Raw genomic sequence first — 21,929 nt, 5'->3', positions numbered from 1 at the left:
CCTGTCCCCGCAGCTACTAACCCTGCAGCGTCTTGGCCTTCTCGACGGCCATCTCGATGTTGCCGACGTCGAGGAACGCCTGCTCGGGCAGGTGGTCGTACTCACCGTCGCACAGGGCCTTGAAGGAGGCGATGGTCTCCTCCAGCGGCACGAACACCCCCGGGTTGCCGGTGAACTTCTCGGCGACGAACATGTTCTGCGACAGGAAGCGCTCCAGGCGCCGCGCACGGTTCACGATGATCTTGTCCTCTTCGGACAGCTCGTCGATACCGAGAATGGCGATCTGGTCCTGCAGGTCGTTGTTGCGCTGCAGGATCTCCTTCACCCGCTGGGCGACGTCGTAGTGCTCCTGACCCACGTACTGCGGGTCGAGGATGCGCGAGGACGAGGCCAGCGGGTCCACCGCCGGGTAGATGCCCTTCTGCGAGATCGGGCGGGAGAGCTCGGTCGTCGCGTCCAGGTGGGCGAAGGTGGTGGCCGGCGCGGGGTCGGTGTAGTCGTCCGCGGGCACGTAGATCGCCTGCATCGAGGTGATCGAGTGGCCGCGGGTCGAGGTGATCCGCTCCTGCAGCAGGCCCATCTCGTCGGCCAGGTTGGGCTGGTAACCCACCGCGGAGGGCATGCGGCCCAGCAGGGTGGAGACCTCGGAACCCGCCTGGGTGAACCGGAAGATGTTGTCGATGAAGAGGAGCACGTCCTGCTTCTGAACATCGCGGAAGTACTCCGCCATGGTCAGGGCGGACAGGGCCACCCGCAGACGGGTGCCGGGGGGCTCGTCCATCTGGCCGAAGACGAGAGCGGTGTCCGGGAGGACCTCCATCTCGCCCATCTCCAGGAAGAGGTCCGTGCCCTCACGGGTCCGCTCACCCACACCCGCGAAGACGGACACGCCGCCGAAGTTGCGGGCGATACGGGTGATCATCTCCTGGATCAGCACGGTCTTGCCGACACCGGCACCACCGAACAGACCGATCTTGCCACCACGCACGTACGGGGTGAGCAGGTCGATGACCTTGATACCGGTCACCATCATCTCGGTCTTCGACTCGAGCTGGTCGAAGGCCGGGGCCTGGCGGTGGATCGGCCAGCGCTCGGTGACGTTCAGCTCCGCGAGGGAGACGTCCTGGGGCTCGCCCAGGGTGTTGAAGACGTGTCCCTTGACGACGTCGCCGACCGGAACCGAGATCGGTTCGCCGGTGTCGCGGACCTCGGCACCCCGGACAAGACCGTCCTGGGGGGCGAGGCTGATGGTGCGCACCAGGTTGTCGCCGAGGTGCTGGGCAACCTCTAGCGTGATCGTCTTGGTCGCGCCGCTGAGCGTGACCTCGGTGTGCAGGGCGTTGTAGATCGGGGGCAGGGAGCCGACGGGGAACTCCACGTTGACGACCGGGCCGGTGACCCGGGCGATGCGGCCGGTAACAGTACCGGGCGCGGCCGTCCCTTCAACAGTCGCAGTCACTTCTCTTACTCACTCCCCGCGCTGGCACCAGCGAGCGCGTCAGCGCCGCCGACGATCTCGCTGATCTCGTTGGTGATCTCCGCCTGGCGGGCTTGGTTGGCCTGGCGGGTCAGGTTCTTGACAAGCTCTTCGGCGTTGTCGGTCGCGGCCTTCATGGCGGCGCGACGCGACGCCTGCTGCGACGCGGCCGACTCAAGAAGCGCGAAGTAGATCCGGTTCGTCACGTACTGGGGAAGCAGCTGGTCCAGCGCCTCCTCAGGTGAGGGCTCGAACTCGTACAACGGCACGGGGCCGCCCTGCGAGGTCTCGAGCTCCTCCGCGTTGACCTCCTCGACCTCCAGCGGAAGCGCCCGGTAGGCGCCGGCCCGCTGAGTGATCATGGAGACGAACTCGGTCGAGACGATGTGGATCTCGTCCACACCGCCCTCCGCGGTGTCCTGGATGAACTTGTCCATCAGGGCCGCGCCGATTTCCTTGGCGTGCTGGTAGGTGGGACGCTCGGTGAAGCCGTCCCACGCACCCGCCAGGGGCCGCTCACGGAAGTTGTAGAAGCCGATGCCCTTGCGTCCGACCATGTAGGTCAGGACCTCTTTGCCCTGCTCGCGCAGAAGCGTGGAGAGACCTTCGGCTTCCTTGATCGCATTGGTGGTGTATCCGCCGGCAAGACCCTTGTCGCTGGTGATGACCAGGACAGCGGCCCGGACCGGATTCTGTGCCTCGGTCAGCAACGGGTGGTCGCTGACGCGAGCCGCCACCGCCGAGACCGCGCGGGTGATCTCCCGCGCGTAGGGCCCGGCCGCCTCGGCCGCGCGCTGTGCCTTGGTGATGCGCGTGGCGGCGATCAGCTCCATCGCACGGGTGATCTTCGCCATCGACTTCGTCGAGCGAATCCTCCGGCGGTAAACGCGAAGCTGTGCACCCATGGGTTACTTCCCGCCGGTCTTGGCGACCTTGATGGTCTCCTGGCCGACCTTGCTCTGCTCCAGCGCCTCGGTCTCTTCCTCGCTGCCGAGGATGGAACCGGAGGTGGTCTGGAAACCCTTCTTGAACTCCGCGATCGACTCGGTGATCGTGTCGATGGCGCCGTCCTCGAGCTTGCCGCTCTCACGGATGCCGTCGAGAACCTTGCCGTGCTCGCGGCGCAGGTAGTCCAGGAACTCGCCCTCGAAGCGGCGGATGTCCTCGACCGGAACGTCGTCGAGCTTGCCGGTGGTACCCGCCCAGATGGAGATGACCTCTTCCTCCATCGGGAACGGCGAGTACTGGCCCTGGCGCAGCAGCTCCATGAGGCGGGCACCGCGCTCGAGCTGAGCCTTGGAAGCGGCGTCCAGGTCCGAACCGAAGGCGGCGAACGCCTCCAGGTCGCGGTACTGGGCCAGGCCCAGGCGCAGCGTGCCCGAGACCTTCTTCATGGCCTTGGTCTGCGCGGCGCCGCCGACTCGCGACACCGACACACCGACGTTGATCGCCGGGCGCTGACCCTGGTTGAACAGGTCGGACTCCAGGAAGACCTGGCCGTCGGTGATGGAGATGACGTTGGTGGGGATGTAGGCCGACACGTCGTTGGCCTTGGTCTCGATGATCGGCAGACCGGTCATCGAACCCGCGCCCAGCTCGTCGGACAGCTTCGCGCAGCGCTCCAGCAGACGGGAGTGCAGGTAGAAGACGTCACCCGGGTAGGCCTCACGGCCCGGCGGGCGGCGCAGCAGCAGCGAGACCGCACGGTAGGCCTCGGCCTGCTTGGTCAGGTCGTCGAAGACGATGAGGACGTGCTTGCCCTCGTACATCCAGTGCTGGCCGATGGCCGAACCGGTGTAGGGGGCGATGTACTTGAAGCCCGCGGGGTCCGAAGCGGGAGCCGCCACGATCGTGGTGTACTCCAGCGCGCCGGCCTCGGCCAGCGCACCGCGCACGCTCGCGATGGTCGAGCCCTTCTGGCCCACCGCCACGTAGATGCAACGCACCTGCTTGGTGGGGTCGCCGGACTCCCAGTTGGCCTTCTGGTTGATGATCGTGTCGATGCAGACCGCGGTCTTGCCGGTCTGGCGGTCACCGATGATCAGCTGGCGCTGGCCACGACCGATGGGGGTCATCGCGTCGATGGCCTTGATGCCGGTCTGCAGCGGCTCGCCGACCGGCTGGCGCTGCATGACCGTGGGTGCCTGCAGTTCGAGCTCGCGACGCTGTGACGTCTCGATCTCACCCTGGCCGTCGATGGGACGGCCGAGGGGGTTGACCACGCGGCCCAGGTAGGCGTCGCCTACCGGCACCGAGAGAACCTGACCGGTGCGGCGCACCGGCTGGCCCTCCGCGATCTTGGTGAAGTCACCGAGGACGACGACACCGATCTCGCCGATCTCCAGGTTCTGGGCGATACCCAGAGTGCCGTCCTCGAATTCCAGCAGCTCGTTCGCCATCGCAGAGGGAAGGCCACCGACGCGGGCGATGCCGTCACCGGAGTAGGTGACGGTCCCGATCTCCTCGCGTGCGGCGGCATCCGGCTCGTACGATTGGACGAAGCGCTGCAGCGCGTCCCGGATTTCCTCCGGTCGGATCGTCAGCTCCGCCATCTCACGTATGTCCTTTGTTCTCCGTTACACGGCCAACCTGCCGGCGCCGCGTAGCTCTCGTCGCGCCGGTTCGGAACCGACGCCGTGCGTCTTCGGTGATTCGTCAGGTCAGCCGGCCAGGCGCCGCCGGACCTCGGCGATGCGCCCGGCGACGGTGCCGTCGATAACCTCGTCGCCCACGCGGATGGAGAGCCCACCCACAATTTCCGGGGCGATTTCGATGTTGAGGTGGATAGCCCGCCCGTACACCCGGGTGAGTACCTCCTGCAGTTTGGACTGCTGGGGAGCGCTCAGGGGAACTGCGGTGCGCACCACGGCGATGTAGCGCTTGGCCCGCTCGGCGACCAACTGGCCGAAGTGGTCCAAACCCTGCTCAAGGGTACGTCCCCGCGGCCGGCTCACGGCTTCGGTGACGAGCGCGAGCGCTGCGGCACTGACCTTGCCCGAGAGCAAGTTCTCCACCAGGGCCCGCTTGTGCCCCACCCCGACGGCGTCGTTGGTGAGTGCGGCGCGCAGTTCTGGCTGGGCTGCGACGATCCGGCCGAACCGGAACAGCTCGTCCTCGAGCTCACCCAGGCGCTGGTCGGCCGCCAAGCCGGCGACCGTGGCGAACACGGCCACCTGCTCGGCGGCGTTGACCATGTCGCGGCCCGTGGACCACTTTGCCTGGACGATGTCGCTGGCCACGAGAATCGTGGCCGGCGACACCTTCGACTCAAGGAGGGAGCCGATCAGCCCGGACTTGCTCTCAGGGGTCCTTGACTGGTTGACCAGCCATCGACGCAGGGAGCGCTCCCCGTGCAGGAGAGCCACAACCTCGAAGAGCTCGTGTCCCAGCGTGGCGGTTTCGGTCGAGGTCAGGACGGCGTCGAGACGCCGCGTCACCTCTTCCAGCGAAGCTCGACTGAGTCCGCGCATCAGCGCACCTCGGCTTGCTGGGTGCTCTGGTCCTGCTCCAACTCGGCGAGGAACCGGTCGATGACCCGGCCCTGCGCGGCGTTGTCGGCGAGAGTCTCGCCGACGATGCGGGTGGCGAGATCGGTGGACAGCGTCCCGATCTCGGTGCGCAGCTGGTGCAGGGCGTGCTGGCGGTCGGCCTCGATCTGGGCGTGCGCCGCTTCGATGATGCGGCGGGCCTCGACCTGGGCCTCCTCACGCGCCTCCGCCAGGATGGCGGCGCGCTGCTCACCGGCCTTCTGCAGCTCTGCCGCGTAGGACCGGTGGGCTTCCTCCAACTTCTCCCTGTACTGCTGGCGCAGCTCTTCGGCTCCCGCCTCCGCCTGCTTCGCCCGCTCGATGCCGCCCTCGATGGAGTCGGCGCGTTCGTCGAGCATCTTCGTGATCCGCGGGACGGCGTACTTGTACACCAGCACGAAGATCAGAACGAAGGCGATGAGGCCGAAGACGAGTTCATCGATGTGAATCCGCAGAACGTTCTCTTCGGCGGCCAAGCCCAACATGGTCAGCGCCCCTTCACGTTCGATTGCCTACTTCCTTCGCCGGTTCGCCTTAGATGGCGAACGCGAGAACGAAGCCGAGCAGCGCAAGGGCCTCGATCAGCGCGAAGCCGATGTAGATGTTGGTCTGGAGGGGGCCGCGGGCCTCGGGCTGGCGGGCGATGGCCTGCATGCCCATACCGAACACGATTCCCACACCGATGCCGGCACCGATGACGCTGATGCCATAACCGATGACGTTCAGGCTGCCTTCCATGGACTTCTCCTTGAAGATCATGGCCACACTGGGCCAGTTTGGGGGTCAAGCGCACCCTGGACTGGACGCGCTGGATGGTCGGTGTCGGGAAAAACGTGGCACACCGGCCTTACGGCCTAGTGCGCCTCCTGCGCCTGACCGATGTACAGCGCCGCGAGCAGCGTGAACACGAAGGCTTGCAAGAACATGATCACCAGCTCGAAGGCTGTGAACACGACGAACGCCAGCAACGAGGCACCGGAGAACAGGACCGAGATGGTCCCGAACAGCGGGCCCGCGGCGGGGTTGAACATGTACCAGCCGGCGGCGGCGAAGGTCGCGAGCAGCAGGTGCCCCGCGAACATGGTGGCGAACACACGAATGGCGTGCGTCGCCGGGCGGATCAGGAAGTTCGAGATGATCTCGATGGGGACCAGGAGCGGCAGGATCCAACCGGGGGCACCGGAGGGCACGACCGCGCCCTTGAGGTACTTGCCGACCCCGCCCTGCGAGCGGATCCCCACCACGATGAACGTGACGTAGACGACCAGCGCGATACCTACCGGGTAGGACAGGTTGCTGGTGACCGGGAGCTGCAGGAACGGGATGATTCCCATGATGTTCATGGCGAACACGAAAATGAACAGCGAGATCAGGAGCGGGAGGTACTTGTCCCCCTTCACCCCCATCATGGGCCGCGAGATCTGTTCCCGGATGAACAGGAAGAAGATCTCACCGATGCTCTGGCTGCGGTTGGGGACCAGCGACTGCTTGCGCGAGGTCCACCACAGGAACAGCAGCGCCAGGCCGGAGGCCACCGCGAGCAGCACCGCGTACTTGGTGATGCCGCTGGTCATCGGGATGTCGTAGTTGACCCAGGGGGACGGGAAGAAGATCCCGACGGAGGGGGCTTCGAAACCGGGACCTCCTGGCGTGAACAGACCACCACCGCCCTCGGCAGCGAGGTTGAGCGTGTCAGCACTCACGGCGAACCCTTCCGTCGTGAATCAAGAGAGACTGGTCAGTTCCGAGCGGACCGGCAAGGGCGGTCTGCGGCGGCTTCTTCGCCCGCGTCACACCGGACCCGTGGCGGGTCTCGGTCGCGGGCGAAGGAGGGGTGACACCTAGTGTCGGGGGTGCAGCCTGGCGAAGAGCATGTACATCGCCAGTCCGAGTCCGAACAGGATGCCGATGGGGAGGAAGAGCGCCTGGTGATCCGTTAATCGGTTGACCAGCCAGCCGGCGCCGCCCCACACCATCATGCCGGATATCAGCAACGACAGCGTGCCGACCCCGTCGATCGGGGTTTCTTCCGGTTTGCGCGACTCGCTCATCTCGCTCCGGAAGATAGCAGGATGCAACGGGGGGATGCTTGGCGGGGTCCATGAACCTGGCCGCGCCGACCGCGGGGGTCACGCGTTCTCATGCTTTGGCTCCCCGCCGGGGGAGGTGGACACGGACTCCGGCTCGACGTGAAGGGTCGTGGAGGTGGCCAGGACGTAGGTGTGTCCCCCCAGCCAGGCGACCACTCCGAGCAGCGCGGTGACGGCGAACGCCGTCATGTCCATCCAGGCCAGGGAGTTGACGCCGCGCAGCAGGACCAGCGCGACGGCAAGCAGCACCGCCTTGACCAGGAACGCCCCCATCATGGCGGGCATGAAGAGCTCGGGGTTGCGCTTGCTGATCCGGGAGACGGCAACCGCGCTGCTGCCGAAGAAGAGGAGGAGAAGGAGAAGCGCGGAGAAGGCTCCGGCCGCTCCGGCCGTACCCGAGAGCAGGGCGAAGAGCGCTGTGGCGCCGACTCCGATGATCAGTGTGGGAATCGCGGCGCCTCGGAGAATCCGGGCGTCGTGTTCCTGCATGAAGAAGCTCCGGTGCTGTTCAGTGGGGTGCTTGCTCGTGAAAGCTATCACAAGGTTTTTAGCACCAGATCCGGGGGCACCTTTACCTCTTGCCTACAAAACGCATGGTGTGCCGAAACACCGCCGGATTCGGTACCGATGTCGGATGCCTCACGCGGGTGTCCCCCATGGCTCCCACTCGCTGAGCTGCCTGGAGGGCCGACTGCCTTCACCACCGGGGTCACCGCTGGTCCACGGCGCCGGGGCCGCCCTTTCGTGCGCGGGCCTGTCGCGCCCGGAGCACAGCACGCCGTCGGCGCAGCCGCGGCAGCGTGATCAGGCCAAGCGCACAGATGGCTACCAATGTGGTAACGGTCAGCACCATCAGCGGCGCGTCGAAGATCGACAGCGAAACCGCGGCGAACGAGATGATCGCCGCCCAGAGGTACATGAGCAGGACGGCACGCGCGTGGGAGTGTCCCAGTTCCAGCAACCGGTGGTGCAGGTGCTTCTTGTCCGGGGCGAACGGCGATTTTCCGGCCAGTGTCCGACGCACCACCGCCAGAACGAGGTCGGCCAGCGGCAACGCCAGGACCAGCAACGGAAGCATGATCGGCAGCATCGCGACGAGCCCGCTGGCGTCGAAGCGCGTCACCGAGTTCGCCTGGAACTCGCCGGTCACCGTGATCGTGATGGAGGCCAGCAGCAGGCCGATCAGCATCGACCCCGTATCGCCCATGAAGACCTGGGCGGGGTTGAAGTTGTGGATGAGGAAACCGATGCACACCCCGGCCAGGATGATCGCGATCATCGCCGGGTAGGACTGGCGGTCGAACCCCTGGTTGACGGCGACCACGTAGTAGTAGGCGAAGAAGGCGAAGGCCGAGATCGCCACGATCCCCGCTGCCAGACCGTCCAGGCCGTCCGCGAAGTTCACGGCGTTGATGGTGACCACGATCAGCAGTACCGACATCACCGAACCGAGTTCCGGGCCGAGGACCAGGGTGGTACCGGGTAACGGCAGCCACAACAGTTGCACGCCCTGCCACACCAGGATGCCGGCCGCCGCCACCTGTCCGGCGAGCTTGGGGACGGCCGAGATCCCCCACCGGTCGTTGACGATGCCCAGCAGGGTGATCATCCCGCCGGCCAGCAGGAGACCGCGCCACCACGTCTGGTCGAAGAAGATCTCCTGGAGGTGGGGCAGCTGTGCCGAGATGAGGAGCGCTGCGGCGAATCCCCCGTACATCGCGATCCCGCCCAGTCGTGGGATCGGTTCGGTGTGCACGTCGCGGTCGCGGACCGGCGGGACCGCCCCGAAGGCGATCGCGGCACGACGCACGAAGGGGGTCAGCAGGTAGGTGACCGCCACGGCGATGACGAACGTCAACGCGTACTCACGCACGGCTTTGCAGAGACCTTCCGGTTGCGCGGCCGCGCCTATGGCGCGGCATGCGACGGGTGGTGGATGGCCACGACGGTAGCACTTCTGGAGCATCCCGGAGACGCTGACGGCATGTCCGATACTCCGGTTGCGTTCCGCCGGTGTCAACGGATTCCCGTTTTCTCGGGATCCGCCCTCCGATGGAACCGCCCCTGCGCCGCCGTCCGGCCCCCGAGCAGACCCCAGGGGGCGCGGCTGCCTGTTCCTGAGCAGAGAGACGGCCTGCCCGCTCCCTGAGGCCCCTCCGCCCGAAACAAGCCACGCCCCGGACAGGAAACCCGGGACGCGACACGTCCGCCACTCGCGGCACGATGCCCAGCAAGGAGGGCCGGTCCGTCACCCGACCGTCAGGACGACCGGAACGACCGAAGACGTTGTTCCGATCGTCGTACTCCACGCCCGGCCACGGCCCGTAAACAACGGGCCCTACGACGCCCGGCCCCGCATCCCTCGGTTGGGCGGTGCTCCTCGGCCGTGGCTGCTGTCCGGCCGGCACGCGGCCCCGGTCGTACAAGGGGGTGTCCAGGGCGGCGGAGTCGGCCACCGCTGTCTCCCGACAGTCGCGCATCGAGAAGCTGCTAGGCGTCCGGTTCGGGGGCGGCGGGGCCTTGGCCGCGATCTGCCGGAGCGTCGGGCTCGGAGGGTTCCTTGGCCTCGCCGGGCGCCGGACGGGTGGTCTTCAGCTCTGCGATGACCGTTCCGCACACGGCGCGCAGCCGCTCGATGGGGATGGCACCCGAGCGCAGCACCCGCGGTACCGCGTACGTCAGATCGATGATGGTGGAGGGCAGTTCATCCGCGCACGGACCGCCGTCCAGGTAGACCGCAACGCTGTCTCCCAACTGTTCGGCGGCGTGAGCCGCTGTGGTCGCGGCGGGGTTCCCGGAGGCATTGGCACTGCTGACAGCCATCGGACCGACGTCCTTGAGCAGTTCCAGCGCGACCGGATGCATGGGCATCCGAACCGCGACCGTGCCCTTGGTGTCACCGAGGTCCCAGGACAGACTGGGGGTGGCCGCACACACGATGGTGAGCGGTCCCGGCCAGAATTCCTCGATCAGGTCCTGGCCGTGGTTGCCGAGGTCCTCGATGAGCGCCTGCGCGGCACGCACCGACCCCACCAGCACGGGGGGCGGCATGTCCCGGCCCCGGCCCTTGGCCGCGAGCAGCCCGGCCACCGCGCTGGGGCTGAAGGCGTCGGCACCGACACCGTAAACGGTGTCGGTGGGCAATACCACCAACTCCCCCCGACGGACGGTGGAGGCCGCGTCGGCGATCCCCGTCTTGCGCTGTTCCTCGTCCCCACAGTCGTAGCTGCGGCTCACAACGTCACCTCGGTTCGTCCAGGTCAGTCATCGGCGCGGCGGGCGACCACGAAACGGTCGCGGCGGGCCAGGTCCTTGTGGTTGAGCACGTCCCGCCACCCCTGTTCCTCGGGGAACAGCCGGGGGATGTCGATGCCCTGGCCGTCGCCGTGCTCGATCCCCAGGTATCCCCCGGGGCGCAGCAGCCGACGACCGACACCCTCCAAGGTGCGGATCATGTCGAGTCCGTCCGCGCCGGACCACAGCGCCGGTGCGGGGTCGTAGTCACGGACCTCGGGCGGGATCTGCTCGGCACCATCGGTGGGAACGTAAGGCGGATTGGTGATCAGCAGATCGACCCGGCCGGCGAACTCTGCAAGACAGTCGCGCATGTCGGCCCGGTGGGCGGTGATGCGGTCGGCGTGCCCACTGTCCTCGATGTTGCGCCTGGCCCAGGCGAGCGCGACGTCGTCGAGTTCGACCGCGTGCACCCTGGAACGCGGCACCTCTTGGGCGATGGAGATGGCGATCGCCCCCGAACCGGTTCCCAGGTCCACCACGAGCGGGTCGGCTACATCCATGGCGCGCAGTACGTCGATGGCCCAGGAGACCATGATCTCGGTCTCGGGCCGGGGCACGAAGACGCCGGGGCCGACCCGGAGCTCCAGGTAGCGGAAGAACGCCCGGCCGGTGATGTGCTGCAGCGGTTCCCGGGCCGCACGCCTGGCCACGCACTCCCAGTACCGGGCGTCGAAGTCACCGTCGGCGACACCGTGCAGCCCTCCTCGACGGACGCCGTGCACGAAGGCGGCAAGTTCTTCGGCGTCCGTGCGGGGCGAGGCGACGCCGGCTTCAGCAAGCCGCAGGGTCGCCCGCGCCACCTCGTCGAGCAGGAGGTTCACTGCTGTGCGGCCTCCAGCCTCTCCTTGGTGTCCGCGTCGATGAGCGCGGTCAGGACCCCGGTGAGGTCGCCGTTGAGCACCTGGTCGAGGTTGTAGGCCTTGTAACCCACCCGATGGTCGGAGATGCGGTTCTCGGGGAAGTTGTAGGTGCGCACCCGCTCGGAGCGGTTGACGGTGCGGACCTGGCTCTTGCGTTCGGCCTGGGCCTCTGCGTCGGCGCTGGCCTGCGCCTCGGCGAGCAGTCGGGCGCGCAGCACCCGCATCGCCGACTCCTTGTTCTGCAGCTGGCTCTTCTCGTTCTGGCAGGAGACCACGATGCCGGTCGGCTTGTGCGTGATCCGCACCGCGGAGTCGGTGGTGTTGACGCTCTGCCCACCGGGGCCGGAGGAACGGTAGACGTCGATGCGCAGGTCGTTCTCGTGGATCTCGACCTCGACCTCTTCGGCCTCGGGTACGACCAGCACACCGGCGGCGGAGGTGTGGATCCGCCCCTGGGACTCGGTGACGGGAACGCGCTGCACGCGATGCACGCCGCCCTCGAACTTGAGCTGGTTCCACACGCCGTGTCCTGCGTCGGCACTGGCCTTGGCCTTGACCGCGATCGTGATGTCCTTGTAACCGCCCAGGTCGGAGTGGGTGGCGTCGATGACCTCGGTCTTCCAGCCCTGCCGCTCGGAGTAGCGCAGGTACATCCGGACCAGGTCCCCGGCGAACAGGGCGGACTCCTCACCGCCCTCGCCCGCCTTGACCTCCAGGATGACGTCCTTGTCGTCATTGGGGTCGCGCGGGATGAGGAGCTGGCGCAGGCGGTCGATCAACTGCTCGCGCTGGCCGGTGAGCTCCTTGGCCTCGGCTGCGAAGTCGGGGTCCTCGGCGGCCAGTTCGTTGGCGGCCTGGATGTCGTTCTCGACCTGCTGGAGCTCACGGTAGGTGCTGATGATGGGGGTGAGCTGGGAATAGCGCTTGGCCAGTCTGCGCGCCTGGGACGGATCGGCGTGCACGGCGGGATCGGCGAGCTGCTGTTCCAGCTCGTAGTACTCGCCGAGAAGATCGTCCAGCTTCACTTGGTAGTCCCCATCGAAAGCGTCGGTTCGAAAAACCGCGCGGTCTTTCCCGCGCGGCCCGTATCGACGGCGCCGGACCGCAGGAGCGGTCGGCGCCGTCGCCGGCTCGAACGCTACTTGCGCTTGCCGAAGCGCTTCTCGAAGCGGGCCAGGCGGCCGCCGGTGTCCAGGATCTTCTGCTTGCCGGTGTAGAACGGGTGGCAGGCCGAGCAGATGTCGGTACGGATGCTGCCACCGGTGGCGGTGCTGCGGGTCACGAAGGTGCTTCCGCAGGTGCAGGTAACCGTGGTCACGTTGTAATCGGGGTGAATGCCAGCTTGCATCGTGGATCTCCTCGCTAGGTGCGGTCGCCGGACGCACGCGCGCAGCGATGAACATCCCGAATGGACGGGGGCATGCGCGAACCGGTACCGCGGCGGTCAATACACCAGTTTGCCAGACCTTCAAACCGCAATCGTCCAGCGTGTATTCCGCACCCCTGGTCCTACCCCGAGGAGGAGCCCCTTCCGGCCTCGCCGGGCGGCGCCGAGGGGGCCTCGCTGGGCGGAGCCGACGGGACCTCGGGACGCGGGCCTCCCGTCTCCGGTGGGCACAGGGCTGTTTCGATGACGCTCCAGGCGGGCGCGTCGGGGTCGGCGTCGAAACGGGCCTGGAACATGGTGAAATGCCGGTCCTCGCTGTGCACGGTCCATGTCCGGTACCCGGGGATGTGTCCCGAGTGCATCCATACCTGGACTCCGCAGGAGAGCCTTCGCTGATGGGGGCCGAGCCCGTAACCGTAGCCCTGCTGCGGGCTGAGGCCTTGCACGGTGAGCATCTGGGCGAGTTCGGGGGGATCGAGAACCTTCCCGCCCAACAGTTCGGTGTAGAAGTGGTTGACATCGGCGACGGTGGAGACGATCTGCGCGGTCCCGTACCAGCGCGTCGGGTTGAACTCGGTGATCTCGGCGGGTTCGGGCTCGGCGCCGGGAAAGGCCCGCACGGGGAGGTAGGCGTGCAGAACCGGGGCGGGCATGTCAACGGTCGAGGGGATGAACGTCTGGTCCAGTCCCAGCGGCTCCAGGAGTCGGCGGCTCACCTCCTGGTCGTAGGGAACCCCGGTGACCTTCTCGATGACCATGGCGACGAGTACGTAGTTGGTGTTGGAGTAGCCCCCGCCCTGGCCGGGTTCGAACACGAACTCGTGCTCGTTGGCGATGGCCACGAGCTCCTCGGGCCGCCACTGCCGATCCGGAGTACCGAGCACGGGCGGCATGGACCTGCTGAAGCTGTAGATGCCGCTGGTGTGGCTCAGGAGCATCCGAAGAGTGACCTCGTCACCACGGTTGAGCAGCCCGGGGAGATATTCCTCGACGGTGCCGTCGAGCTCGACCCGCCCCTCTCCGACGAGTTCGAGCAGAACCGTGGCGAGGAAGGGCTTGGAGATGCTCGCGATGCGAAAATGCGCGCCTTGATCGATGGGCGCCCCGGTGGCGCGGTCGGCCGTCCCCGAGGTCCCGGTCCAGACATCGGAGCCGCCCGGCCCCGTGACCACGAGCTCGGCCACGACACCGCTGGAGCCTTCGGTGACCACCTCGTCGAGTCGTTCCTGGAGAGAAGCGCGCTCGTCGGCCGGAATCTGCGGCGGGTCGGGCGCGAGGGGGGCCGCCGCGGCTCGACCGACCGGTGCCCATCCGATGTCCGTCAGCTGGCATCCCTGACTCAGCGTCAGCAATACGGCAGCCGTCAGCGCGGCGCCTGCAACCGGTATCCGGCGATTAGTCTCCATTGCCTGACAATTCGATCATGGGTCGCGCACTCTATTGACCACCGGGGCGTCCCCGCACCGGTGGCCGCACGACGCCCGGAACAGGCGCGCACACGACAAAGGAGTGCCCCTCCCGAGATGGGAGGGGCACTCCTTTGCTGCCGGTGCCTGAGGAAGCTAGTGCTTGTTGGGGCCCGCTGTGGTCTTTTGCACCTCGAGAAGGAACTCCGCGTTGCTCTGTGTGCCCTTGAGCTTGTCCAGAACGAGTTCCAGTGCCTGCTGGGTGTCCAGGGCGTGCAGCACTCGACGGAGCTTCCAGATGATGGTGAGCTCTTCGCCCGACATCAGGATCTCCTCCTTACGGGTGCTGGAGGCGTTGACGTTGACGGCGGGGAAGATCCGCTTGTCGGCGAGGCTCCGGTTGAGCTTGAGCTCCATGTTGCCGGTGCCCTTGAACTCTTCGAAGATCACCTCGTCCATCCGCGAGCCGGTCTCGACCAGCGCGGTGGCCAGGATGGTCAGCGAGCCGCCGTTCTCGATGTTGCGGGCCGCTCCGAAGAACCGCTTGGGCGGGTACAGCGCCGTGGAATCGACACCACCGGACAGGATGCGCCCGCTCGCCGGTGCGGAGAGGTTGTAGGCACGTCCCAGCCGTGTGATGGAGTCCAGCAGGACTACCACGTCAAGGCCCATCTCGACCAGGCGCTTGGCACGCTCGATGGCGAGCTCGGCGACGGTCGTGTGGTCCTCGGCGGGACGGTCGAAGGTCGAGTCGATGACCTCGCCCTTGACCGTGCGCCGCATGTCGGTGACCTCTTCGGGGCGTTCGTTGACCAGGACGACCATGAGGTGACACTCGGGGTTGTTCTCGGTGATCGCGTTGGCGATCGACTGCAGCACCATCGTCTTACCCGCCTTGGGCGGGGAGACGATGAGTCCGCGCTGCCCCTTGCCGATGGGTGAGATCAGGTCGATGATGCGGGTCGTGAGGATGTTGCCCTCGGTCTCCAACCGCAGGCGCTCCTGCGGGTAGAGCGGAATGAGCTTGGAGAACTCCGCGCGACCGCGCGACTGGTCGGGCGACATCCCGTTGACGCTGTCCAGGCGCACCAGCGCGTTGAACTTCTCGCGGCGCTCGCCGTCGCGGGGCTGGCGCACCGCACCGGTGATGGCGTCGCCCTTGCGCAGACCGTTCTTGCGGACCTGGGCCAGCGAGACGTAGACGTCGTTGGACCCGGGCAGGTAGCCGGTGGTCCGCACGAACGCGTAGTTGTCCAGGATGTCCAGGATTCCGGCGACCGGCAACAGGACGTCGTCGTCGGAGATCACCGGCTCCGGTTCCTGGCGGTCTCCGCGACCGCGACGGTCCCGACGGTCCCGGCGACGTCCGCGCCCTCTGCGTCCGCCGAACTCGTCGTCATCATCGTTGTTGTTACCGCCGCTGTTGCCCCGATCGGGGCGTCCAGCGTTCTGGGCCTGGTCGTTGCCGCTACCGCCGCTGTCGCGGTTGGTACGGCGCTCGTCACGGCCGTCACGGCCGTCACGGTCGCGGCCGTCACGGTTGCGGCGGTTGCGCTGACGCTCCCTGCCGCCGCCCTGGCCGCTCTGGCCGGACTGGCCCTGGTCGGAACCGGTGGTCTGGGTATTCGATGTCTTGGTCACGCCGCTCGCGGGGGTAGAGGGATCAGTGCCATCGGCGGGCGTCTGCTGCTCGCCGGAGTCGTCACCGCGCCGGCGGGACGACCGACGGCTGCGGGAGCGCTCGGAACGCTCGGCCTGCTCGGGAACGGCGCCGCCCGCCTGTGCCTCGGCCTCTGCGGCGGGAGCCCCGCTCTTGGCGGCCTCCGGCGCCGATGCGGCATCGGTACTGGCGGACTTCTCGGCACCGCGGCGCGCAGCGCCGTCGGTGGACTCGACCTTAGCGGCCGAGCCCTTGGTTTCGGCGGTCTTCGCCGATTTCTGGGACTTGGCAGCCTGGACGGGTCCGCCCTGCTTGCTTTCGATGGCGCTGATGACGTCGTTCTTGCGCATCCGCCCGGTGCCCGTGATCCCGAGGTCCGACGCAAGGCGCTGGAGCTCGGTGAGCTTCAGCGCGGACAGCCCGGTACCACCGGAACGGCCGCGAGACCGCGTTGACGTGCTCTTACCGGCCCGAGGCTCGGTGTCGCCGACGTCCACGCTGGACGGGGTCGTGCTGTGCGTACTGACCGCCGCGTCCGGGTGGAGTTCGGTGGTGTCGCTCACTAAGGGTCCTTCCCAAGGAGCGGGCTTAAGGCCGTCGTCGTGACTAGATCGGCCAGCCCGATGGTGCGAACCGGCAGGGCCGGGTCAGGCGTGCCCAACGTGGATGCCGGGACCGTTGATGCTCAACGGGCCCTTTTACCCGATCGCGGCGGGCTCTGGGGACAGCCAGACGTTGGGGCTATGGGCTCGATGATGCTGCCCGCATGCCATCTTGGTCATTCCTGCACGAGGAAAACGAGACTTCAGTGGAGTGGGCAGAGCCACGGGCGCGCCGTGAACTCGACACAGTGACTGCCGTGCGAAGCGCTTGCGGGAAAGAGACCACTTGCGCGTGATACGCGGAAAACACTGTGGCGGATGAGCACACGCCCCGCAATGGGGCATCTGGTGCTTCACCTAGCCTAACATCACCGGAGCCCACAGCTATTCCTCGACACAAGTCTATGAACGGGGAGAAGTGACACGCACCCCTGCCTGATCGATTCTTAAGGGGCGTATGTGCCAACCAGTACCCGTTCGACCCTGGATTGAATCAACCAGATCGAGACTGATTTGATCACGATCGCCGTACGCTCCCGACTGTGCACCCGCAACTCCGTGTTCAGCGAGGTCAGCGAGCACCAGGACCGTGGGCCCGGCTCCGGAGACAACCGCGGCGAATCCACTGGCGCGCAAGGATCGGATGAGTTGGACGCTCTCGGGCATGGCCTCGGCGCGGTATTCCTGGTGCAGCCGGTCCTCGGTCGCGGGAAAGAGAAGTTCGGGGTGGCCGAAAACGGCCGCGGTCAATAGCGCGGCGCGGCCCGCCGAGAAAGCAGCGTCGGCGTGCGGAACCGATTCCGGGAGCAGTCCGCGGGCGCGCTCGGTGGACAGACCGCCGTCGGGGACGCACACGATCGGCCGGATTCTGGGCGAAGGAGCGGTGGACAGCGCGTGCCACCCACCGTCTCCACGCCAGGCGACCGTGAACCCGCCGTAGACACACGGCGCGACGTTGTCGGGGTGGCCTTCGAGGTCGGCCGCCAAGGAGAAGATCCAATCCCGGTCAACCCCGTCGGGCTGTTTCTCGTCGCGGCGTCCGAGCAGGGCGGCCCCGGCCGTGATCCCCGCGGTGATCGCCGAGGAGGACGAGCCCAGGCCGCGGGCGTGCGGAATACGGTTGCGGCAGTGCAGGTCGATGCCGGGCATCCGCTCCCCCGCCGCTTCGAAGGCGGTGCGCAGTGCGCGTACGACGAGGTGGGATTCGTCCAGGGGGACGGTGTCCGCTCCCTCCCCTTCCACCGTCACCACGACGCGGTCGTCAGCGCGGACGGTCGCCTCGATCTCGTCGTGGAACTCCAGGGCCAGGCCAAGAGCGTCGAACCCCGGCCCGAGGTTCGCGCTGGTAGCGGGAGTCTGCACGGTCACCGTCGTGCGGTACGGCTTGGACATTGGGCTGCTCCGGGAAAAGGGGGCGGCGCGAACGGTGTCGAACCCGCGCGACAGTCGGTGCGGCGAGGGTCGGGACGGTCGCGTCCCGACCCGAGAGGCGGGACGCGACCGGTTGCTTACGAAGGATCGCCGGTCAGGCGAGGCCGAGCGCGGCAGCGGCGGAGGCGGCATCCACCGGAACGGTGACCGCGGAGGAAGCCCCCGCCAGTGCCCAGTCGGGGTCCTTGAGCCCGTTGCCGGTGACCGTGCAGACCACCCGGCTGCCCCGGGCCACCTGGCCCGCCTCGACGGCCTGGAGAAGGCCGGCCACACTGGCAGCGGAGGCGAGCTCGACGAAGACGCCTTCCTCCCCTGCGAGCAATCGGTAGGCGGAGAGGATCTGCCGGTCGGTGACGGCGTCGATCCGACCGTCGGACTCGTCGCGGGCCTTCTCCGCGAACTGCCAGGAGGCCGGGTTTCCGATCCGGATCGCGGTGGCGATGGTACGCGGCTGGACGACCGGGGCCCCGTTGACGATCGGCGCCGATCCACTGGCCTGGAAACCGAGCATCCGCGGCAGCCGTGTCGAGTGGCCGTCGGCCGCGTACTCCTTGTAGCCCATCCAGTAGGCGGTGATGTTTCCGGCGTTTCCGACGGGCAGACAGTGGATGTCGGGGGCGTCACCCAGCGTGTCCACGATCTCGAAAGCCGCGGTCTTCTGTCCCTGGAGGCGGAACGGGTTGACCGAGTTGACCAATGCCACGGGATAGTTGACCGAGAGCTTGCGGGCCAGTTCCAGGCAGTCGTCGAAATTGCCGTTGACCTGCAGCAGCTTGGCTCCGTGCACCAGCGCCTGGGCGAGCTTGCCCATGGCGATCTTGCCCTGAGGGATCAAGACCGCGCAGGTCATGCCCGCCCGCACGGCGTAAGCGGCAGCGGAGGCGCTGGTATTGCCGGTGGATGCGCAGATCACGGCCTTGGCGCCCTCTTCGGCCGCCTTCGTGATGGCCATGGTCATCCCACGGTCCTTGAAGGAACCGGTGGGGTTGAGTCCCTCGACCTTGAGGAAGACCTCGCAGCCGGTCAGCTCCGAGACCCGCGTGGCGGGTACCAGCGGGGTGCCCCCCTCAAAGAGGGTGACGACCGGGGTGTTCGCCGTGACGGGAAGACGGTCGCGGTATTCCTCGACGATTCCTCGCCACGCCCGTGCCATGCTCACGACGGGGCCCTTTCGAGTGGTGAAGCGTAAGTGGGTGCGGCGGTCAGGAGGCGGTCCGGCGCTGGGGCGCCGCCGGGTCGGCGGCGCGGTGCGCCCGGGCTGGCCGGGTGGGGCGCGGCCTCGTGATCCCCACAAGTCTAGGCCCACCCGGGTCCGGCACCGCATCCGACCTTTCGCGTCTCAGCAGGTGGAACGGCTGACGCCCGGGTTGCACCGGATCGACCGTGGCTAGTGGTCGCTGAACGTCTCGACCCGCATCACGCTGGCGACTGCGCGCACCATGTCGTGCGAGCGCAACTCGGCGACGGTCGCCGACAGCGCCGCGTCGGGCGCGGTGTGGCTGACGAGGACCAGTTGGGCGTCCTCACCGGAGCCTTCCTGACGGACGTTCTTGATGGAGACCCCGTGGTCGGCGAAGACATCGGCGACGCTGGCCAGGACGCCCGGGCGGTCGGCAACGTCGAGGGAGACGTGGTAGCTGGTGATGGTCTGCCCCATCGGGTGCACGGCCAGACCGGTGTCCTCCTCCCCTTCGGCCACCGAAGTGTTGGCGAGCCGGTTGCGGGCGACCGCCACGAGGTCGCCCAGCACCGCGCTCGCGGTGGGGGCTCCGCCCGCCCCCGCACCGTAGAACATGAGGCGCCCCGCGGACTCGGCCTCCACGAATACCGCGTTGTACGCCTCTGCGACGTTGGCCAGCGGGTGCTCGCGCGGCAGCATCACCGGGTGGACGCGGACGCCGATGGAGGTTTTGTCCTCGGCGCGCTGGCAGATCGCCAAGAGCTTGACGACGCAGCCCATCGCCTTGGCACTGGCGATATCGGCGGCCGAGACCTCGGTGATCCCCTCCCGGTGCACGTCGGCGGCCGTGACGGGGGTGTGGAAGGCGAGCCGGGCGAGAATGGCGGCCTTGGCCGCGGCGTCGAAGCCCTCGACATCGGCCGTGGGGTCGGCCTCGGCGTAACCGAGGGACTGGGCCTCCTCCAACGACTCGGCGAAGCCGGCGCCGAGCCGGTCCATCCGGTCCAGGATGTAGTTGGTGGTGCCGTTGACGATGCCGAGGACGCGGTGGACACGGTCGCCGGCCAGGGAGTCGCGCAGGGGCCGCAGCAGCGGGATCGCCCCGGCGACGCTGGCCTCGTAGTAGACGTCCACCCCCGCGGCGCGTGCCGCGGCGTGGATGGTGGCGCCGTCCTCGGCCAGCAGTGCCTTGTTGGCCGTGACCACTGACTTGCCCGCCTTGATGGCGGCCAGGATGAGCGAACGGGCAGGCTCGATTCCACCGATGACCTCGACCACCAGGTCGATGTCCTCCCGGGTCACCAGACCCATGGCGTCGGTGGTGAACAGCTCGGGATCCAGGCCCGTCCCGCGTGCGCGCCCCAGACGGCGCACAGCGATGCCTCCGATCTCCAAAGACGCGCCGATGCGCGCCTGGAGTTCGCCGGACTGCTCGTTCACCAGTCGGACTACTTCCGAGCCCACAACGCCGCAACCGAGCAGCGCCACCTTCAGTGCCATAAGGGGGTGACTCCCACTTCTTCACTCATGTCCGCGTTCGTTCTCCTCGCCCCGGTCGGAAGCGGGGCTCCCGGGCCTGTTTCCCGGGCAGGGTCAGCCTACGTCCAGCCGCAGGAGGTCATCCTCGGTCTCCCGCCGGATCAGGGTTCGCGCGACGCCTTCACGGACCGCGACCACGGCCGGACGGGGCAGGTGGTTGTAGTTGCTGGCCATGGAGTGGCAGTAGGCGCCGGTCGCGGCCACGGCGACGAGCTCGCCGGTGCGCAGGTCCGCGGGAAGGTGGAGGTCGCGCACCACGATGTCACCGCTCTCGCAGTGCTTGCCGACCAGCCGCGACAACATGGGGTCGGCGTCGCTGTCGCGCGAGGCGAGCACGCAGGTGTACTCGGAGCCGTACAGCGAGGTACGGATGTTGTCGCTCATCCCGCCGTTGACGCTGACGTAGGTGCGGATGCCTTCGACGTCCTTGATCGTGCCGACCTCGTAGAGGGTGACCCCCGGAGGTCCGGCGATGGCGCGGCCGGGCTCCACCGCGATACGCGGCATCGGCAGGTCGTTGGCAGCGCACTCCCTGGCGACGATGCCGAGCAGGCTCTCGGCGATCGTCTTGGGCTCCAGCGGCCGGTCGCCGGGAAGATAGGCGATTCCCAGGCCTCCGCCGAGGTCGAGTTCGGGCAGGAAGACGCCGTGTTCGGCGTGGATCCGGGTGATGAAGGTGCTGAGCCGACGGGCCGCGACCTCGAATCCGGCGGTGTCGAAGATCTGCGAGCCGATGTGGGAGTGCAGGCCGACCAGGTTGAGGTGGCCGGAGGCCAGAAGACGGCGCACCCCCTCTGCTGCGGCGCCGCTGCTCAGCGCGAGGCCGAACTTCTGGTCGTCGTGGGCGGTGGCGACGAACTCGTGGGTGTGCGCCTCGACACCGGTGGTGACGCGGATGAGGACGTCGGGCACACGGCCCTGCTCAGCGGCGATTCGCTCCAGGCGCTCGATCTCGTCGAAGGAGTTGACGATGATGCGCCCCACCCCGACCTCGACGGCCCTGGCCAGTTCGGCCTCGGACTTGTTGTTGCCGTGCATTCCGATCTTGGCCGGCGGGAAGCCCGCGGCAAGCGCAACGGCGAGTTCGCCGCCGCTGCACACGTCGAGCTTGAGGCCCTCCTCCAGGACCCAGCGCGCCACGGCCTTGGTCAGCAGCGCCTTGCCGGCGTAGTAGACGTCGGCGTCCGCGTCGCTGAAGGCCAGGCGGTAGTCGCGGGCACGGGCACGGAAGTCGTCCTCGTCCAGCACGAACAACGGGGTCCCGTATTCGCGGGCGAGCTCGCCGACTCCGACGCCGCCGATGGTGATCTCGCCGTCAACCCGCTTGGCCGTGCGCGGCCACACGTTGGGGTCGAGTTCGGTGAGGTTGCGGGGCGGACTGGGCGGGTGCTCCTCGGGGAGCACATCCGCGTGGCGTTGTCCGGCGGGGTGGGCGTTGCGGCTCATTGGCACGACTCTCGGAATCGAAACGAC

At 67.7% G+C, this 21,929-nt stretch carries 20 protein-coding genes; all 20 read right to left on the bottom strand.

What is annotated here, in order from left to right; genetic code table 11:
• Nucleotides 1–16 precede the first annotated feature (16 nt).
• Nucleotides 17–1,459, bottom strand: coding sequence for a F0F1 ATP synthase subunit beta (gene atpD / locus AC0VYP_RS04150; RefSeq protein WP_475472580.1), 1,443 nt, complete (start codon nt 1,457–1,459; stop codon nt 17–19).
• A 5-nt stretch (nt 1,460–1,464) separates the two neighbouring features.
• Nucleotides 1,465–2,382 carry a F0F1 ATP synthase subunit gamma gene (locus AC0VYP_RS04145; RefSeq protein ID WP_475472578.1) on the bottom strand — a complete coding sequence of 306 codons (918 nt, stop codon included), beginning with the start codon at nt 2,380–2,382 and terminating at the stop codon, nt 1,465–1,467.
• 3 nt (nt 2,383–2,385) lie between these two features.
• On the bottom strand, nt 2,386–4,029 hold the full coding sequence (gene atpA, locus AC0VYP_RS04140) for a F0F1 ATP synthase subunit alpha (RefSeq protein WP_475472576.1): 1,644 nt from the start codon (nt 4,027–4,029) through the stop codon (nt 2,386–2,388).
• Between the two features lie 108 nt (nt 4,030–4,137).
• Nucleotides 4,138–4,947: a F0F1 ATP synthase subunit delta gene (locus AC0VYP_RS04135; RefSeq protein ID WP_475472575.1), complete on the bottom strand. Its 810-nt coding sequence runs from the start codon at nt 4,945–4,947 to the stop codon at nt 4,138–4,140.
• On the bottom strand, nt 4,947–5,489 hold the full coding sequence (locus AC0VYP_RS04130; RefSeq protein ID WP_285761928.1) for a F0F1 ATP synthase subunit B: 543 nt from the start codon (nt 5,487–5,489) through the stop codon (nt 4,947–4,949). The genes AC0VYP_RS04135 and AC0VYP_RS04130 overlap by 1 nt, the downstream gene beginning before the upstream one ends.
• A 49-nt stretch (nt 5,490–5,538) precedes the next feature.
• On the bottom strand, nt 5,539–5,742 hold the full coding sequence (atpE, locus tag AC0VYP_RS04125; protein ID WP_133742835.1) for an ATP synthase F0 subunit C: 204 nt from the start codon (nt 5,740–5,742) through the stop codon (nt 5,539–5,541).
• Between the two features lie 116 nt (nt 5,743–5,858).
• Nucleotides 5,859–6,707 carry a F0F1 ATP synthase subunit A gene (atpB, locus tag AC0VYP_RS04120; protein WP_475472572.1) on the bottom strand — a complete coding sequence of 283 codons (849 nt, stop codon included), beginning with the start codon at nt 6,705–6,707 and terminating at the stop codon, nt 5,859–5,861.
• 138 nt (nt 6,708–6,845) lie between these two features.
• Nucleotides 6,846–7,055, bottom strand: a complete 210-nt coding sequence (locus AC0VYP_RS04115) for a hypothetical protein (RefSeq protein WP_475472570.1) — start codon at nt 7,053–7,055, stop codon at nt 6,846–6,848.
• Between the two features lie 78 nt (nt 7,056–7,133).
• Nucleotides 7,134–7,583 (bottom strand): hypothetical protein, encoded by a 450-nt coding sequence (locus tag AC0VYP_RS04110; RefSeq protein WP_475472569.1) that lies wholly within the window; start codon nt 7,581–7,583, stop codon nt 7,134–7,136.
• Between the two features lie 220 nt (nt 7,584–7,803).
• The gene (locus tag AC0VYP_RS04105; RefSeq protein WP_475472567.1) at nt 7,804–8,967 is read right to left on the bottom strand and encodes an MraY family glycosyltransferase; all 1,164 of its coding nucleotides are present in this window, start codon (nt 8,965–8,967) and stop codon (nt 7,804–7,806) included.
• Between the two features lie 617 nt (nt 8,968–9,584).
• Nucleotides 9,585–10,331 (bottom strand): L-threonylcarbamoyladenylate synthase, encoded by a 747-nt coding sequence (locus AC0VYP_RS04100; RefSeq protein ID WP_475472565.1) that lies wholly within the window; start codon nt 10,329–10,331, stop codon nt 9,585–9,587.
• A gap of 23 nt (nt 10,332–10,354) precedes the next feature.
• Nucleotides 10,355–11,212, bottom strand: a complete 858-nt coding sequence (gene prmC, locus AC0VYP_RS04095) for a peptide chain release factor N(5)-glutamine methyltransferase (RefSeq protein ID WP_285761922.1) — start codon at nt 11,210–11,212, stop codon at nt 10,355–10,357.
• Nucleotides 11,209–12,276 (bottom strand): peptide chain release factor 1, encoded by a 1,068-nt coding sequence (gene prfA / locus AC0VYP_RS04090; RefSeq protein WP_475472564.1) that lies wholly within the window; start codon nt 12,274–12,276, stop codon nt 11,209–11,211. The genes prmC and prfA overlap by 4 nt, the downstream gene beginning before the upstream one ends.
• Nucleotides 12,277–12,389: 113 nt before the next feature.
• On the bottom strand, nt 12,390–12,599 hold the full coding sequence (gene rpmE / locus AC0VYP_RS04085; protein ID WP_285761920.1) for a 50S ribosomal protein L31: 210 nt from the start codon (nt 12,597–12,599) through the stop codon (nt 12,390–12,392).
• A gap of 161 nt (nt 12,600–12,760) precedes the next feature.
• The gene (locus AC0VYP_RS04080; protein WP_475472563.1) at nt 12,761–14,044 is read right to left on the bottom strand and encodes a serine hydrolase domain-containing protein; all 1,284 of its coding nucleotides are present in this window, start codon (nt 14,042–14,044) and stop codon (nt 12,761–12,763) included.
• Between the two features lie 156 nt (nt 14,045–14,200).
• Nucleotides 14,201–16,267 carry a transcription termination factor Rho gene (rho, locus tag AC0VYP_RS04075; RefSeq protein ID WP_475472562.1) on the bottom strand — a complete coding sequence of 689 codons (2,067 nt, stop codon included), beginning with the start codon at nt 16,265–16,267 and terminating at the stop codon, nt 14,201–14,203.
• A gap of 441 nt (nt 16,268–16,708) precedes the next feature.
• Nucleotides 16,709–17,698 (bottom strand): homoserine kinase, encoded by a 990-nt coding sequence (thrB, locus tag AC0VYP_RS04070; RefSeq protein WP_285761917.1) that lies wholly within the window; start codon nt 17,696–17,698, stop codon nt 16,709–16,711.
• 133 nt (nt 17,699–17,831) lie between these two features.
• Complete coding sequence (gene thrC, locus AC0VYP_RS04065; protein ID WP_475474157.1) at nt 17,832–18,890, bottom strand: threonine synthase; 1,059 nt, start codon at nt 18,888–18,890, stop codon at nt 17,832–17,834.
• Nucleotides 18,891–19,124: 234 nt separating this feature from the next.
• Nucleotides 19,125–20,417: a homoserine dehydrogenase gene (locus AC0VYP_RS04060; protein WP_285761916.1), complete on the bottom strand. Its 1,293-nt coding sequence runs from the start codon at nt 20,415–20,417 to the stop codon at nt 19,125–19,127.
• A 93-nt stretch (nt 20,418–20,510) separates the two neighbouring features.
• Complete coding sequence (lysA, locus tag AC0VYP_RS04055) at nt 20,511–21,902, bottom strand: diaminopimelate decarboxylase (RefSeq protein ID WP_475472561.1); 1,392 nt, start codon at nt 21,900–21,902, stop codon at nt 20,511–20,513.
• Nucleotides 21,903–21,929 lie beyond the last annotated feature (27 nt).

The organism is Nocardiopsis sp. iso_186, assembly GCF_056173365.1.
Note: the sequence above shows the minus strand (reverse complement) of the source record. Positions and strands in the feature narration are given on the sequence as shown.